The organism is Allobosea sp. (genome assembly GCF_035944895.1).
In the GTDB taxonomy this organism is placed as follows: domain Bacteria; phylum Pseudomonadota; class Alphaproteobacteria; order Rhizobiales; family Beijerinckiaceae; genus Allobosea.
Map to the genome: position 1 here is coordinate 624,785 of NZ_DASZAT010000008.1, position 15,262 is coordinate 640,046.

General features: G+C 66.8%; 14 protein-coding genes. 7 read left to right on the forward strand and 7 right to left on the reverse strand.

Going from position 1 to position 15,262, the window contains the following annotated elements; genetic code table 11:
* Window positions 1–43 precede the first annotated feature (43 nt).
* From VGV58_RS14555 to VGV58_RS14580, 6 genes are all read left to right on the forward strand, one after another.
* A complete protein-coding gene (locus VGV58_RS14555; RefSeq protein ID WP_326874722.1) occupies window positions 44–964 on the forward strand; it encodes an iron-siderophore ABC transporter substrate-binding protein in 921 nt (306 codons plus the stop codon).
* Window positions 961–2,007 (forward strand): FecCD family ABC transporter permease, encoded by a 1,047-nt coding sequence (locus VGV58_RS14560; protein ID WP_326874723.1) that lies wholly within the window; start codon window positions 961–963, stop codon window positions 2,005–2,007. Before VGV58_RS14555 ends, VGV58_RS14560 begins: the two co-directional genes overlap by 4 nt.
* Window positions 2,007–2,993 carry a FecCD family ABC transporter permease gene (locus tag VGV58_RS14565; RefSeq protein WP_414643985.1) on the forward strand — a complete coding sequence of 329 codons (987 nt, stop codon included), beginning with the start codon at window positions 2,007–2,009 and terminating at the stop codon, window positions 2,991–2,993. The genes VGV58_RS14560 and VGV58_RS14565 overlap by 1 nt, the downstream gene beginning before the upstream one ends.
* A complete protein-coding gene (locus tag VGV58_RS14570; protein WP_326874725.1) occupies window positions 2,980–3,831 on the forward strand; it encodes an ABC transporter ATP-binding protein in 852 nt (283 codons plus the stop codon). Before VGV58_RS14565 ends, VGV58_RS14570 begins: the two co-directional genes overlap by 14 nt.
* A gap of 306 nt (window positions 3,832–4,137) precedes the next feature.
* Window positions 4,138–4,689 (forward strand): RNA polymerase sigma factor, encoded by a 552-nt coding sequence (locus tag VGV58_RS14575; RefSeq protein WP_326874726.1) that lies wholly within the window; start codon window positions 4,138–4,140, stop codon window positions 4,687–4,689.
* A gap of 46 nt (window positions 4,690–4,735) precedes the next feature.
* Window positions 4,736–5,707, forward strand: a complete 972-nt coding sequence (locus VGV58_RS14580; RefSeq protein ID WP_326874727.1) for a FecR family protein — start codon at window positions 4,736–4,738, stop codon at window positions 5,705–5,707.
* 403 nt (window positions 5,708–6,110) lie between these two features.
* Here the strand turns inward: VGV58_RS14580 and VGV58_RS14585 are convergent, their stop codons facing one another.
* The 6 genes from VGV58_RS14585 to VGV58_RS14610 are packed head-to-tail and all read right to left on the reverse strand — an operon-like array spanning window position 6,111 to window position 12,948.
* Window positions 6,111–8,090 (reverse strand): aconitase family protein, encoded by a 1,980-nt coding sequence (locus VGV58_RS14585; protein ID WP_326874728.1) that lies wholly within the window; start codon window positions 8,088–8,090, stop codon window positions 6,111–6,113.
* A 6-nt stretch (window positions 8,091–8,096) separates the two neighbouring features.
* Window positions 8,097–8,948 carry an ABC transporter permease gene (locus VGV58_RS14590; protein ID WP_326874730.1) on the reverse strand — a complete coding sequence of 284 codons (852 nt, stop codon included), beginning with the start codon at window positions 8,946–8,948 and terminating at the stop codon, window positions 8,097–8,099.
* A 4-nt stretch (window positions 8,949–8,952) separates the two neighbouring features.
* Window positions 8,953–9,801, reverse strand: a complete 849-nt coding sequence (locus tag VGV58_RS14595; RefSeq protein WP_326874731.1) for an ABC transporter ATP-binding protein — start codon at window positions 9,799–9,801, stop codon at window positions 8,953–8,955.
* Between the two features lie 8 nt (window positions 9,802–9,809).
* The gene (locus VGV58_RS14600; RefSeq protein ID WP_326874732.1) at window positions 9,810–10,856 is read right to left on the reverse strand and encodes an ABC transporter substrate-binding protein; all 1,047 of its coding nucleotides are present in this window, start codon (window positions 10,854–10,856) and stop codon (window positions 9,810–9,812) included.
* Between the two features lie 20 nt (window positions 10,857–10,876).
* Window positions 10,877–12,028, reverse strand: coding sequence for a CaiB/BaiF CoA transferase family protein (locus VGV58_RS14605; protein WP_326874733.1), 1,152 nt, complete (start codon window positions 12,026–12,028; stop codon window positions 10,877–10,879).
* Window positions 12,025–12,948, reverse strand: coding sequence for a hydroxymethylglutaryl-CoA lyase (locus VGV58_RS14610; protein WP_326874734.1), 924 nt, complete (start codon window positions 12,946–12,948; stop codon window positions 12,025–12,027). The genes VGV58_RS14605 and VGV58_RS14610 overlap by 4 nt, the downstream gene beginning before the upstream one ends.
* A 134-nt stretch (window positions 12,949–13,082) precedes the next feature.
* On the opposite strand from VGV58_RS14610, the gene VGV58_RS14615 reads away from it, so the two are divergent.
* Window positions 13,083–13,970 carry a GntR family transcriptional regulator gene (locus tag VGV58_RS14615; RefSeq protein ID WP_326874735.1) on the forward strand — a complete coding sequence of 296 codons (888 nt, stop codon included), beginning with the start codon at window positions 13,083–13,085 and terminating at the stop codon, window positions 13,968–13,970.
* A 230-nt stretch (window positions 13,971–14,200) separates the two neighbouring features.
* Here the strand turns inward: VGV58_RS14615 and VGV58_RS14620 are convergent, their stop codons facing one another.
* On the reverse strand, window positions 14,201–15,220 hold the full coding sequence (locus VGV58_RS14620; RefSeq protein WP_326874736.1) for a LacI family DNA-binding transcriptional regulator: 1,020 nt from the start codon (window positions 15,218–15,220) through the stop codon (window positions 14,201–14,203).
* Between the last annotated feature and the right edge of the window lie 42 nt (window positions 15,221–15,262).

The following is a 15,262-nucleotide window of genomic DNA, read 5'->3' on the forward strand; positions in this document are numbered from 1 at the left end:
TCGAACCGGCCTTCGTCCTCGCACGACCGGACAAGGCACCGACATGCAACGCCTGCTGCTCGCTCTCCTCATCTGCGCTTCTGCGACCTCCACGGCGATGGCGGCTTGCGATGGGCGCATGGTCTCGTCCGGCGGCGCGGATGCGGGCGTCTGCATTCCCGCTGCGCCACAACGCATCGTCGCGCTGGATCCGGCGTTGACCATGGGCATCCTGCAGGAACTCGGCGTCCCAGTCGTCGGGGCCCCGTTGTCGGCCATCCAGGAGCCGCTCGTGCGCGACGCGGCGCGACGATCCTCTGTCTCGGATGTGGGGCACCCCCTGCAACCGAGCATCGAGCGCATCATCGCCTTGAAGCCCGACCTGATCGTCGGGAGCGCAGAGATGCATGGCCGCATTCGCGACAGCGCGTCCCGGATCGCGCCAACGCTCCTGATTGAACAGATGGACTGGAAGCGGCAATATCGGCTCCTGGCCGACATTACCGGGAACGGCGACAAGGCGCAGGCCGCTCTGGAAGGCTATGAACGACGCGTGGCTGCGATCAGGGCGCGCGTCCCGGCGACACCCATCTCGGTCGTTCGGGTCAGGCCGGGTGGCTTCCATGTTTATCTCGACGGCCCATCGGCCTATGCACCTTATGCGGTTCTGCAGGAGGCGGGGGTGAAGCGCACCGCCTATGAGACCACGTCGGATGGCGCCGTGCTCAAGCGGCCGGACTGGGAAGAGATCTCGGCTCTGACGGGAGATGTCCTGCTCTATGTTGTGGTGAGTGGTTTCGACCCTGCGCCCGACGACGCGCTCGCCGCCTCGACCGTCGCGAACCCGTTATGGAAGATGCTGCCCGCGGTTCGGGCCGGCCGCGACCATCGCGTGGACCGCGCGACCTGGATGGGGTTTCACGGCATCGCCTCGGCACATCGGGTCCTGGACGACGTCGAGCGTTTCGTCCTGAAGGCGCCATGAGCGAGGTCCGGATCGTCGCCGGCTCGGCTCCCGCTCCGCCAGCGCCCGCTGGAGAAAGAGGGAGGACGGTCGCCCTGACGACTCTCGGCTGTCTTCTGGCGCTCGTCGCCGCATGGTCGGTCACGCTGGGCGCGGTACGGCTTCCGTTTTCGCGGGTGCTTGACGCCGTTTTCGCCTTTGACGGCTCGCGCGACCATCTGGTGATCGCGTCGATCCGCCTGCCGCGCATGCTGGCCGGCCTGCTGGCAGGCGCGGGGCTTGCCGTCGCCGGTGCGATCATGCAGGCGGTCACGGGTAATCCGCTGGCTTCGCCCGGCTTGCTCGGTATCAATGCGGGTGCCGCCTTCGCCGTGGTCATCGCCATCGCCGCGTTCGGCGTGGGGTCTGGTGACATCCATGTCTGGCATGCCTTCGCAGGGGCGGTCGCGGCCGCCGTCACCGTACAGGCGCTCGGCTCGGCGGGCCGCTCCGGCGGCTCTCCGCTCCGGCTGGTTCTCGCCGGCGCGGTGCTCGCCGGTTTCCTTACATCGCTGACCACCGTAATCCTGATCTTCGATCAGGGCACGCTCGACGCGGTGCGGCTGTGGACAGCCGGCACGCTCTCGGGCCGATCCATGGCCCAGGTCGCCGCCGTCTCCCCCTATATCCTCGCGGGTCTCGTTGCCGCGCTCGTCCTGCGCCGCCATGTGACGACGCTGAGCCTCGGCCCCGACGTCGCGCGGTCCCTCGGCCAGAGCCTGCCGATCTGGCGCGGCCTGTCTCTTGCGATCGTCATTCTGCTCGCGGGCGGGGCGGTGGCGCTGGCCGGCCCGATCGGCTTCATCGGCCTGGTCGTGCCGCATGTGGCCCGCTTGTGCGTCGGTGTGGATTACCGCTGGATCATCCCCTTCAGCGCGCTAGGCGGCGCGTTGCTCCTGGTCGTGGCCGATACCGCGGGGCGCATGCTCCTCGGCAGCCAGAGCTTTCCGGCCGGCGTGACCATGGCGCTGATCGGCGGACCATTCTTCATCTGGCTGGCGCGCTCCCGGGTGGGCGGCCGGTGATAATGCGCATCGTACCCATCCTGCTCGTCGCGCTCGCGGGGCTGTTCCTCGCCAGCCTCGCGCTCGGCGATATCGTCATTCCGGCGCGCGAACTGGTCCTCACCCTCGCGAGCCCGGCAGCGGCATCGCCCGACACGCATATGATCCTGTTCGAGCTGCGACTGCCGCGCGCGCTGCTCGCGCTCCTCGTCGGCATGGCGCTGGCGGTGGCCGGGACGATCGCGCAGGCGGTGATGCGCAATCCCTTGGCCGAGCCCGGCATCCTCGGCATCAATGCGGGCGCGGCGCTGGCGGCGACGCTGCTGATCGTGGCGCTGCCCGGCGCGCCCGCCGCGCTGCTGCCCTGGGCGAGCTTCGCCGGCGCCGGCGCAATGGCGTCCGCGATCTACGCACTCTCTTGGCGCGGCGGAACCTCCTCACTGCGGATCATCTTGGTCGGCATCGGCCTTAGCTCGCTGACGGGCGCAGCCACCACGTTGCTGACAGCTTTCGGTGAAATCCGAGACGTGCAGCAGGCGATGATCTGGCTCGCCGGCAGTGTCTACGACGCCGATGGGAGCAAGGTGCGGCTTCTCGCTCTCTGGCTGTCCGGGCCGCTGGCGCTGGCCTGGCTCGGCGCTCGCGAGCTCGACCTCATCCGCTTCGGCGACGGCGCTGCGCGCAGCCTCGGCCAGCATGTGAACCTGACGCGCGCCCTGATGATCCTGCTGTGCACGCTCATCTCTGGGGCCGCCGTCGCCGCAGCGGGGCTGATCAGCTTTGTCGGGCTGATCGCTCCGCATCTGGCCCGCCGTCTCGTCGGCCCCGCCCATGCCCTGCTGATCCCCGTCGCTGCCCTGACCGGCGGTGCGCTGGTGATGGCGGCAGACCTGCTCGGACGCACGCTCATCGCACCCGCTCAGCTTCCCGCCGGACTGGTCACATCGCTGATCGGCGCGCCCTTCCTCGGCTATCTCCTATGGGGGCGGCGCCATGTCCCGGCTTGACCTGACGCAGCCCCCTTCGCTCGCGGCCGAGCGGCTGTCGCTCAGTTATGGCGGGACGACGATCGTCGCGGGGCTCGACCTCGCCGTGCCGGAACGCGCCTTCACCGCGCTCCTTGGCCCGAACGGCAGCGGCAAGTCCACCGTCCTGCGGGCTTTGGCCGGGCTGCTGGCGCCGAAAAGCGGCGCGGTCCTTCTGGACGGGCGCTCCATCGCCGATCGCCCGGCGAAGGAAACGGCGCGGCGCATCGGCATCCTGTCTCAGGGGCCGGCCGCTCCTGAAGGGCTGACTGTGCTCGATCTCATCCGGCAGGGGCGCTATCCGCATCGCTCACTGTTCGGGCGCTGGTCCCAGGCCGACGAGGACGCCTGCGCTCAGGCTCTGCGGCTGACCGGCACGGGCGCGCTGTGCGACCGGCCGCTCGACAGCCTTTCCGGGGGGCAGCGCCAGCGTGCCTGGATCGCCATGGCTCTGGCGCAGGAGACCGACATCCTGCTGCTCGACGAGCCTACGACCTTCCTCGACCTCACCCATCAGATCGAGCTCATGGACCTGATCGCTTCGCTCGTCGACGAACGAGGTACGACCGTCGTCGCCGTCCTGCACGATCTCAATCAGGCGGCCCGCTATGCCGACCACATGGTGTTCCTCAAGGCTGGAAAGATCGCCGCAACAGGCGAACCGGGGCAGGTGATCACGGCGCAGGTGGTCGAGCAGGTCTTCGGTGTAGCGACCAGCATCGTGCCCGATCCCGTCACCGGCACGCCGATGTGCATCCCCCGGGCGAAAGGGCGTCGTGCCGGCCGCCTGAGAGGCGATACCGAAGGCAACCGGGCCTGACATGCGCACCGGCTGTGCCCGCGGTCGCGATCCACCCCAAAATCGAGCCCCGATCTGGAATCACGCACTGAGCCTAGCGTGGAGGTTAAGCCTAGAAATGTTATAAACTATTGTGATTGCAAGGATTTTCAGTTTGGAGTAGTCAAGCTGCCGCCTGCTCGGACGATCCGGCGGGCACGAGCACCGGCGGGCGCTGGCGAACCGGAAGCGCGACGGACAGGGAGAGCGGTGCGATGCCGTTTCCGGATCCGGAGCTGCGGCGTGTTGGCCAGCCCGCCATAGGCGGTCCGGAACGAAACCGAAGCAATGCCGACGCTGACTGGCGCTATTTCCGGCTTAAACGACGTTGATGGCAACGAGTTGCTGAACCGCGCGATCGAGGCCCATTACGACGAGATCGTCGCGGCCGTTGGCCGCCGCGGCCATTCGCGCGGCGCTGCGCTCGATATCGTCCATGATCTCTATGTGAAGCTTGCCGCACGTCCGCATGTGCTGCGGGAGAAGCGCTCGATTGGCGCGTTTCTCTGCCGGGCCGCCATCAATCTCGGCATAGACCGTTTTCGGCGCGAGCGCTTTGAGGCACGCCTGTTCTCCGGCAGTGAACAGGAAGCACAGTCGGCTGTCGCGGAGGGCGCCGCGCCGGACCGGGCTCTGGCGATCGAGGCGCGGATCGCAATCCTGTGCGATGCGATCGGCGAACTGCCGATGCGCCGCCGCGCCGTCTTCATCCTGCACAGGCTCCACGGCCTCGCGCCGGACGAGATCGCACGGAAGCTCGGGATATCCCGCAACATGGTCGACCGGCATCTGCGCCGCGCGCTGGCATATTGCCTCGATCGCCTCCTGCAGATCGACTAGAGGAGTCCCAAACTGGCAGGCCTATTCGTCTACCGGTTGAAACTTGATGATCCTGAGGACTCCCATGCCGGGCAGGCGAGCGACCCGCGCGCAGCGAAAGCGCCACGAGGCTGCGGCGGACTGGCTCCTGCGCAACCGGGAAACCGGTCAGCCGGCGACGGAAAAGGCGGCATTCCGGGCGTGGCTCGACGAGGCCCCGGAGAACCGGCGCGCATATGAGGCGGCCGAGCAACTCATGGGCGAGGCGCGTACCGCCATCGCCTCCGATCCGGCCCTGGCGGATTTCGAGGTCAAGCCCCGCAGCGCGACCAAGCCGGTTCTCGGCACACTCCTGACCCTCGCCATGGCCGGCACGCTGTTCATCGCGCTCGACGGACCCATGCGTCTTCGGGCGGATGCGATGTCGAGTACCGGCGAGATGCCGGTCTTCTCGTTGACAGACGGCTCGACCGTGCAGCTCAACGCTTCATCGGCGGTCGCCTATGACTACACGGCCGGGCACAGAACGGTGCGCTTGCTGCGAGGACAGGCCTATTTCGAGGTCGCCCGCGATGCGACGCGCCCATTCACGGTCGAGGCGGGCAGCACGCGCGTCACTGCGCTGGGCACTGCTTTCGATGTGCGTCTCGGCGATACGGAGACCGACGTTACCGTAACACATAATGCCGTGCTGATCGCGTTAGAGGGTGCGGATCAGGTGTCATTGCGCGTGACGCAGGGAGAACGGGCGGTCTATCAGCGCAGCACGGGAACCAGGCAGATTGGGCCGAGCGATGGCCTCACGGCGCTCGCTTGGCGACGCGGGCAACTCGTCGTGGACAATGCGCCGCTCTCCCACGTGGTCGAAGAGATGAACCGCCATTTTTCCGGCCGGATCGTGATTGCCAACGGCGAACTGGCGCGGCGGCGCGTCAGCGGCACATTGGCGATCGCCGACACAAATGCGGTCCTGATCCATCTGGAGCAGGCTCTGCGCGTGACGACGAATAGGATCGGGCCGCTCATCATCATCCGATGAGACACGACTGCAATGGCGCTGTGGTTGAGTCCCTCATAGCCTGTCCCCGTGGGCGACTGTCGCAAAGAGGGCGGCTTACGGAGCGGAATCTCTTCGAGGCGACGGATCAGAAGCTCCAGCACGGCACGCAACCGCGCGGCACTATCCCGATCCTATCTTTGGCGCCTGCAAGCAAGGCCCGGTTCCGCTCGGTGTGCGTCGGCATTTTGTCGATGTGCTCACGAAAATTGGGCGCAGCCGATCTGCGTAAACACCTATCGGCGGCATACTTCGACGAGAGGACGCCTAGCGCCAGGAACGGACATTGAACGGTTGCCAGAAAGCGGACGTTGCACACGGCCCTTGCGGCTGTTGACCGACCAGTTGACGTCGATTGCCGTAGTGGACCGCAAGCGCATAGCGTTTAGTCATCATTCCGGCTTGGGACGTGACCGGGGGTGCCCAAGATTTGGCTCTGCAACCGCCCGAATGAGACGATCTCTCCGGCAATGGCGCTGGCAGCAACAGTCGGCGGACTTGCCAGCCAGACCTGGCCGGGGCCGGAGCGGCCGGGGAAGTTGCGGTTGATCGCGCTGATCGTCACCTCGTCCGCCTGCGAAGACACGCCCGGCCCGCATTGCGCACAGGCCCCGCAGGCCGGGTTGAGGATCTGTGCGCCGACACGCCTGAACGTGTCGAGATAGCCGCGCTCCTCGCAATAGCGCCGTACGGCCACGGTGCCGAACTGCAAGTAGAAGACGATATTGTCCGGGACCTTCAGCCCACGCGCCGCCGCCCAGGCCAGAACCTCGTGATACTGGTCGAAATCCTCGCGCTTGCCTGCCGTGCAGGAGCCGCCATAGGCAATGCCGATCGGGACGGGGGCGACGAGTTCGTCGCATGGGACACCGTTGCCGGGATCGCCGGGGGCCGCCAGCATCGGCGTCAAGGCCGAGCAGTCCAGCGTCAGCTCGGCGGCATAGGGCGCGCCCGGATCGCTCGCCATCCAGTCCTCGATCACGGCGTCGCCGCCACGCCGCTCGCGGATGAAGCGGGCGGTCTTGGCGTCGGGCGCGACGATCCCGCTGAAGCCGCCGAGCTCCGCCGTCATGTTGGTCAGCGTCGCACGCTCGTCGATCGACATCGCCGAGACGACCGGCCCGGCGAATTCGAAGACGCGACCGAGCCCGAGCCCGGCCCGGATTCGCGGCTCGGCGAGCAGCTTCAGGACGACGTCCTTGGCCGTCACGCCGGAGGGCAGGCTGCCCTCGAGGCGGATCAGCAGCGATTCCGGGACAGTGAGCCGAACTGCGCCGGTCATGAACGCGTTGGCCATGTCGGTCGTGCCGATGCCGAAGGCGAGGCAGCCGAGCGCGCCCGAATGCGGCGTGTGCGAGTCGGTGCCGACGCAGATCTCGCCGGGAACGGCGTAGGTCTCCGCCATCAGCGCATGCGAGATGCCTTCCGAGCCGTCCTCGCCGGCGAGATAACCGTGATCCTTCAGGCCGTAGGCGCGGGCGAAGGTACGATGTCCTTCCGAGAGCCGGCGGATCGCCGGCAGCAGGTTCTGCCGCTGATGGGTCGGCGAGCGATGCGCATAGGCGTTGTGATCCTCGAAACAGAGGATCGTCTCCGGCTCGTGCAGCGCGAGCGGCCGGCCGTAGCAGCGATGCAGCATATGCGCCGCCATCGCCGTGTAGATCTCGTGGATGAAACGGAAGCGCGCGCGGACGAAGCCGCCGCTTCCCGGCTCGGCAGCCCAATGGCGCCCCGGTTCCGCCAGAAGGTGGCGCGCGATGATCTTCTGAGTGAGGGTTCGCGGCGCCGTGTCGTCCGGCAACGGAGCCGGTTTCGCATCAGTGAGATGAGCCCTGCCATATTCGAGCAGGCCACCGGCGGCGAGAATTCCTGCCGCCAGCTCGTCGCGCCCTTGCAATAGGTCGGCGAGCGGTATGGCTTCGCCGGCCCGGACGCGATCGAGCAGGCCGAAATCGGTCGAGGTGAACAGCCCGATATTGTCGCAGTTCTGGCGGTAGATCCGCTCGAAGCTCTCGGCGATGACGAGCCTGATCCCGGCCGCGCGCTCGGCCAGGGGGGCATGCTCGCGCGACGACCCTTTGCCGTAGCGGCGGCCGGCGACGAGCACGCCGAAGCCGCCGAGGCGCAGGGCGTCGAGCAGGATCGGGTTGCTCTCGCCGGCGCGATAGCCGGTATGGGCATGCCGGCCGATCTCGTCGTCGAAATGCACCAGCGAGGGCAGCGGCGTGATCTCGTCGGTCGAGACGTCGTCGCGCAGCGTGCCTGCGGTCTCGCGATCGAGATCCTCGCCCTGCAGTTGCCGGCGGACGACCCCGGCATCGGCCGAGAGGAACAGCACCCGGCCGTCGAAGCGGATCGCTTGCATGGCCGGTCAGGCCTGGGCTTCGAATTGCGGTTGCCAGCGTAGCAGATAGCTCTGCAACTGCCTGACGATGGTCGCGAGCAGGATGCCGACGACCATCATCGCGAAGATCGCGACCATCATCTCGGCGGCATTGGCCCGCGCCTCGGCCTCGATGATCAGCTTGCCGAGACCGCGCTCGGCTCCGATGAACTCGCCGACGATGACACCGATCAGCGCGAAGGAGACTGCCGGCGTCAGCGAGGCGAACACCCAGGCCAGCGCCGAGGGGATCACGACCGTGCGCAGAACCGTCATCTCGGACGCGCCAAGCAAGCGCGCCGCCGCGATCTGGTCGCGATCGACGGCACGCGTGCCCTCGAAGGTGTTGAAGAAGACCACGAAGAACACGACGATCCAGGCCGTGACGATCTTCGATATGTCGCCGAGACCGAACATCAGGATGATCAGCGGCACCAGCGCGATGCGCGGGATCGAGTTCATCGCCACGACATAGGGCTGGAAGATGCGCGAGAGATAATCAGAGCGCCCGAGGATCAGCCCGCAGGCGACGCCGGACACGGTGCCGAAGACGAAGCCCCACCACATGTTCTTGAGCGTGACCAACAGCGCCAGCCAGAGATTATTGTCGTTGCGGGCGAAGCACGTCCCGAAACCGGCCGCATCGCCAAGGCAGCTCAGTTTCAGGAAGCTCGTCCAGATCATCGACGGCTTCGAGATGAAATAGGGATCGAGGATGCTGGGCACGAGCGGCTTCAGCGCAGCGATGCCGCGCAGGCTCCAGCCCCATTCCCAGATCGAGAGGACGACGACCAGGATCGCGACCTGCCAGGCGACGACCTTTGCGGAGGAATGTTTCATCTGATCACTCCGCCTTGGTCCGCCGGAACTCTTCGCCGAGCGAATGCCAGATGTGGGAGTAAAGCTTGCCGAACTCGGCGCTCTCGCGCAGCGCGACGGCGTCACGCGGCCGGGCGAAGGGCACCTCGAAATCCTCCTTGAGCCGGCCGGGGCGGGCCGAGAGCAGGATGATCCGGCTCGCCAGGGTCAGGGCCTCGCCGAGGTCATGCGTCACGAACAGCACGGTCTGGCGCTCGCGCTCCCAGATATCGAGCAGCGTCTTGTGCATTTCCAGCTTGGTGTGCGTGTCGAGCGCGCCGAACGGCTCGTCCATCAGCAGGATCTCAGGCTCCATGATCAGCGTGCGCATCAGCGCGACGCGCTGGCGCATGCCGCCCGAGAGCATGCGCGGGAACTTCGCCCCGAAGCCGCCGAGCCCGGCGGTCTCGATCGCCCGCGCGACCTTGGCCTTGCGCTCGGCCTTGTCGACACCGGCGATTTCGAGGCCATAGCCGATATTGGCCTCGACCGTCCGCCAAGGGAACACCGTGTCGCGCTGGAAGACGTAGCCGACCTTGCGGTTGACGTCGCCGTGGCGGACCTCGTCCGCATCGATCGCGATATGCCCGCCGCTGCGCGGGATGAGGCCCGCGACCATGTTGAGGATCGTGCTCTTGCCGCAGCCGGAAGGACCGAGCAGCGCGACGAACTCGCCCTGCTTGACCTCGAAGGAGACGTCATCGACTGCCATGACCCCGGCTTCGCCGGACCCGTAGCGCTTGTCGAGATTCCGGACGGTGATGCGGACGCGTTCTCGCGCCGGCTCCGCCTGCGCGAGCGGGGTGTCAGGCCGGGTGCGTTGAGCCAGCGCCATGACCCCGCTCACCCGAACTTGGCGCGTGCGGCTTCGAGGAACGTCATGTCGACGATGTCCTCGTATTTCGCCGGCGGAATATCGGTCCCCTGGCGATACCAGACCTTGCCGCCGCGCTCGAAGGAGGCCTTGTCGATGCGCCCGTCATACTCCCAGGTCTGCTTGTCGAAGCCGAGCTCCGCCTTGACCGCATTGGGATCCTGGCCGCTGTAGAGCTTCTCGCCGACCAGCGCGTAGACCTCGTCGATCGGCGTCGCCTTGACCCATTTCATCCCCTGATACATCGCGTTGACGAAGGCCTGGACCTTGGCCTTCTCCTGCTCGCAGGTCTCGGTCAGCGCATAGAGGACGAGTACGGGCACGGTGCCGCCATAGGCGGAGACGAAGACGCCGGGCTTGGAGGTGTCGAAGATCGCCTTGCCGAAGCCCTTCGCCTCCGACTCCACCACCCAGCCGGGCGGCGCGATGATCGCATCGAACTGCTTGGTCTCGAGCCCGGGCAGCATGGTGTTCAGCCCGCCGCCGGCGACCCAGGTCACCTTGTCGCCGAGCCCCTTCGACTCGAAGGTGTAGGTACCGTACATCCAGGTGCCGGAGCCGATCGCGGTCGCGGCGATCACGGGCTTGCCTCCGTTCGGCCGCTTGTAGGCCGCGAGCTTCTCGACGCTGTCGATGCCGGCATCGAACAGGTCCTTGCGGATGACGACATTGGCGATCGACGAGATCATCTGCGTCGCCATGATGATCTTGCAGGGCTTGCCGCGCGTCGAGAGCTGCAGCGGGTGGCTCGCATCGCCATGGGCGAACAGCGCCTGGCCTGCCGCGAGCGTCTGGCGGCCATGGGTGCCGGCATTGCCGACGACGAGCTTGAGCTCGAGCTTCTCGGTCTTGAAGAAGCCGCGAGCATCGGCGATCGCGCCCAGCGCATAGACCGCGGTCTGCGGTCCATAGGCGAGCGAAGCCGTCGCCGACTGGGCTCGTCCAGCGGCGGGGACGAGGCCGGCGATCGCGAGGCTACCGCCCCCCGCCAGCAAATCTCGACGTGTGATCTCCATGCTGTCCTCCCTGGATCGTGTCAGTTTGCGGTGCCGGTTTTCCGGTCTTGCAGCTCTGCCAGCACCTCGTCCGTGTGCTGGCCGATGGTCGGCGGATCGCGCCGCTTCTTCAGGCGGTGACCGTCGAAGATGAAGGGCAGCGCCGGGGTTTTGACGGTGTGGCCGTTGTTCAAGGTCAGTTCGAGCAGCCCGCCCGAGGCGTTGAGATGCGGATCGTCGAACAAGTCACCCGGCTTGTTCACCGGTGCGAAGGGCAGCTCCAGCCGCTCCAGGATGGCGCTGATCTCGCCGATCTCGTGCTGGGCCACGATCGACCTGATCTCGGGAATGATCCAGCTACGATTGTCGACCCGGCCCTGGCCGGTCGCCAGCCGCGGATCGTCGAGCCAGGCCTCGCGGCCGAAGGTCCGGCAGAATGCCTCCCAGTGCTCCTCGCCGACGATCGAGATGAAGATCTTGTCGCCGCTACTGGTGTCGAAGAGGTCGTAGACCGGCCAGGGCGATTCCTTCACCGACCAGGGCACGGAACGCTCCCCGGTCACGCTCTCGAACATCATCGCCTGGGCCATCAGGAAGACGTTGTTCTCGAACAGCGCGCTCTGGATGTAGCTACCCTTGCCGGTGCGCTCGCGCTGGGCCAGCGCCGCCTGGATCGCGATCACCCCGAACATGCCGCCCATGATGTCGTTGACGGAGGCGCCCGCGCGCATCGGCTTGCCGGGAAGCCCCGTCATATAGGCGAGGCCGCCCATCATCTGGACGACCTCGTCGAGCGCGAGGCGGTTCTCGTAGGGGCCCGGCAGATAGCCCTTCAGCGAGCAGTAGATCAGCCGCGGCGCATCGGGGGCGAACGTCTCGTAGTCGAGGCCGTACCTCGCCAGCAATCCCGGACGGAAATTCTCGATCAGCACATCGGCGCCGAGGATCAGCTCGCGCGCCGTCTCGCGCCCCTCCGGCGTCGCGGTGTCGATGACGACGCTGCGCTTGTTGCGGCTGTAGGTGTTGAAAAAGCCGGATGCGACGCTCTTGAAGAAGCGCGTCCGATCGCCTTTCGGCGGCTCGACCTTGATCACGTCCGCCCCAAGATCGGCGAGGATCATCCCGCAGGACGGTCCCATCACCATCTGGGAGAATTCGATGACACGGACGCCTTCGAGCGGCAGCGGGCTCACGCGGCGACTCCATAGACCTTCGGCAGGCCTGCCTCGCGGACATGACTGCGAATCCGCTCATCCGGCAGGGCAGTGGCGAGAATTTCCGTGGCGGCGAGCAGGCGCTCCAGGTCGATCCCGGTCCGCAATCCCATCTGCTCCAGCATGAAGACCAGATCCTCGCTCGCGATATTGCCGGAGGCGCCGGGCGCGAAGGGGCAGCCGCCGAGCCCGCCGCAAGCGGCGTCGAAGGTCGTCACGCCGGCCTCCAGCCCGGCCAGCACATTGGCGAGACCGAGCCCCATCGTGTCGTGGAAATGCAACCGGATCGGCATGTCCGGGCCGACCGCGCTGCGCACGGACTTCACCAGCGCCCGAACCAGACGCGGATCGGCATAGCCGACCGTGTCGGCGAGCCCGATCTCGTCGACGCCGTGCCGGGCCAGCGCCTCGGCGACCTGGCAGACATCGCGTTCGGCGACACGCCCTTCGAGCGAGCAGCCGAAGGCGGTCGGAATGCCGCCCATGACATGGGGCGCCTCGGCCTGCTGCTTCGCCTGCGCGACGATAGCGCCGACGATCTCCGCCTGCTCATCACGCGTGCGCCTTGTATTGGCCATGCTGTGGCTGTGGCTGGCCGAGACGATGCAATAGAGCATCTGCGCCCCGGCCGTAATCGCACGCTCGGCACCCCTGGCGTTGGGCACCAGTGCGCCGACCCGCCAGTGCGCGTCGGCGGCGCGCGCGGCCTGCACCATCTCCGCTGCATCCGCGAATTGCGGGAAGACCTGCGGCGGCACGAAGCTGGTCGCATCGATTTCGCCGAAGCCGCAGCGCGCCAACGCCCCGATCCAGTCCCGCTTCGTCTGCGTCGGCATCACCTGACGCACCAGCTGCAAGCCGTCGCGAGGGCCGACCTCGCAGATTTGGATATCGCGCATCGCCTACCCTGGAGCATCATTTTGTCATTTGTTGCTATAAAGTACAAAATCTGCAATCAGATTGTCAATCGCCTCTCGACGCCTACAGTCGCAGCGGCGAGTCAGCCGGGACAGACAGCGGGTACAGAGCCGGCATGAGCGACGGCGTTTCAGCGTCACCGAAAGCGATCGAGCTCGCGGGCCAGATCGTCGAGATCGCGCGCAGCGAGAACATCCGGCGCGGCGAGCGGTTGTTCGAGCACCGGCTCGCCAATCGTCTCGGCGTTTCGCGGGGCCCCGTTCGCGCCGCGCTGCGCTCGCTCGCCGAGGCCGGGCTGGCGGAAGCGGTTCCGAACAAGGGCTTCGTCCTCGCCCAGAGCCTCGACTCGGACATCGCGATGAAGGCGCTGAACGCCGGCGACCGGAGCGAGACCCACTACCTCGCGATCGCCAAGGATCGGCTCGAAGGGCGCGTGCCCGATGTCGTCAGCGAGGCGGAGCTGATGCGCCGCTACGGCCTGAAGCGGGCTGAGCTGCTACGCCTGCTGGACCGGATCGCGGCCGAGGGCTGGGTCGAGCGTCTGCGCGGTTATGGCTGGCGTTTCACGCAGACCCTCAACAGCCCTCTGGCCTATGCCCAGACCGGGCGGCTGCGCATGATGATCGAGCCCGGCGGCATTCTCGAGCCGACATTCCGATGGAATGCCGAGCTGATGGCCCCGGTGCGCGAGCACCAGGAGCGTGTGCGCAAGGATGGCCTGCGGGTCTTCACCCTCTCCGAAATGTTCCGCTTCGGCTGCGAGGTGCACGAAGCCATCGCGGAATGCTCCGGCAACGCCTTCCTGCTCGAGGCACTGCGTCGGATCAACCGCATCCGCCGTCTCTTCGCCTACCGCTTCATTCCCGATCTGGAGATGGTCGAGCGGCACACGCACGAGCATCTCCAAATCCTCGACCTGCTCGAACGGGACGATCGCGAGCAGGCCGCCTCGCTCATGCGCTCCCATCTCCACTGGAGCGGCGGCGGCGACCAGATCGGCTAACGTTAGCCACGGTCGGCCTGCGCCAATTGCAGACATTGGGACATTGCCCGGAAGCGGACATTTCTGCCTGGACGGATCAGAGCGAGCTGACTTAACCTAGCTAACTCGCTCGCCGCGCCGAGCAACAGCCATGGTCACCGGCGGCTCCACCGGCGTGATTCCAGCCCAGACATCGGCATCGGCGGGGTAAGTTGCGCTGAGCAGACGTCCCGGATCGGTCGGCCTCCTGCTTAGTCCACGCCGATAGGCGCAAGCCGTGTGCTAGCCCTTTCAACGACGCCGAAGCCTGTGTCCCTCGTCCGCATCTGCACGCTGAGGCCGGACGAGCGCGCAATCACCATCTCGATCGCGCTGTGCCCCATCTCATAGGCATTGGGCTGGATCGTCGTAAGCTGGGGCGAAATCTCGGATGCGATCTCGTAGTCGCCCCAACCAGCGACGGCGAGACGCTCCGGCACCTTCCAGCCCCGCCGCCCGCACTCGAAGAGCACCCCGGCGGCGACGATGTCGGTCGGACAGAGCACGGCGTCGATCGACGCCCCCATGCGGCAAAGAGCGTCGAGCGCCTTCGACCCGGCGCCAAAACCATCGGCTTCGTCGGCGAGATGACACAGATGTGGCTCGAGCCCGTATTCGCGCATCCGCTGTTCGAATGCGGGCAATCGCTCGGTGTAGCGACCGGCGACATCGCCGGCATATCCGACGAAACCAATGTGCTGCCGGCCGGCAGCGACGAGATGGTCGACCATGGCCCGCGTCGCGGCGGCCGAAGAATAGCCGACGGCCATGTCGAGCGGATCACCGTGGACCCAGGCCTCCACCACCGGCACGCCGGTCTTTCGCAGCAGGTCGGCGGCCTGGTCTTCGTGCTCGTTGCCGACCAGCGTCAGGCCTGCCACGCGCAGGCCGATGAAGGTTCGGATCGCCGCCATCTCGTGCCGTTTCGTATCGGCGATCTGGAGCACCAGTTCGTAACCGCCTTGGGCGGCGGCATCTTGCATCCCACGGACGTATTTATAGAAGCTGGAATTCTTGATCGAGGGAATGACCGCGCCGATGACGCGGCTCTGGCCCGAGGCGAGGTTCCCGGCCGCGTGATTGGGAATATAGCCCAGTTCGGCGGCGACCTCGCAAACGCGCCGCCGCGTCTCCTCCTGCACCCGCTCCGGGTACTTGAACGTGTTCGACACCGTCATCGGCGAGACGCCGGCCGCTTTCGCAACCGAATGCATGGTGACGGGTCCCGCCATGTCCCTGCTTTTCGTCATCGCGCCTCCCTTCCCTGGCCGGCA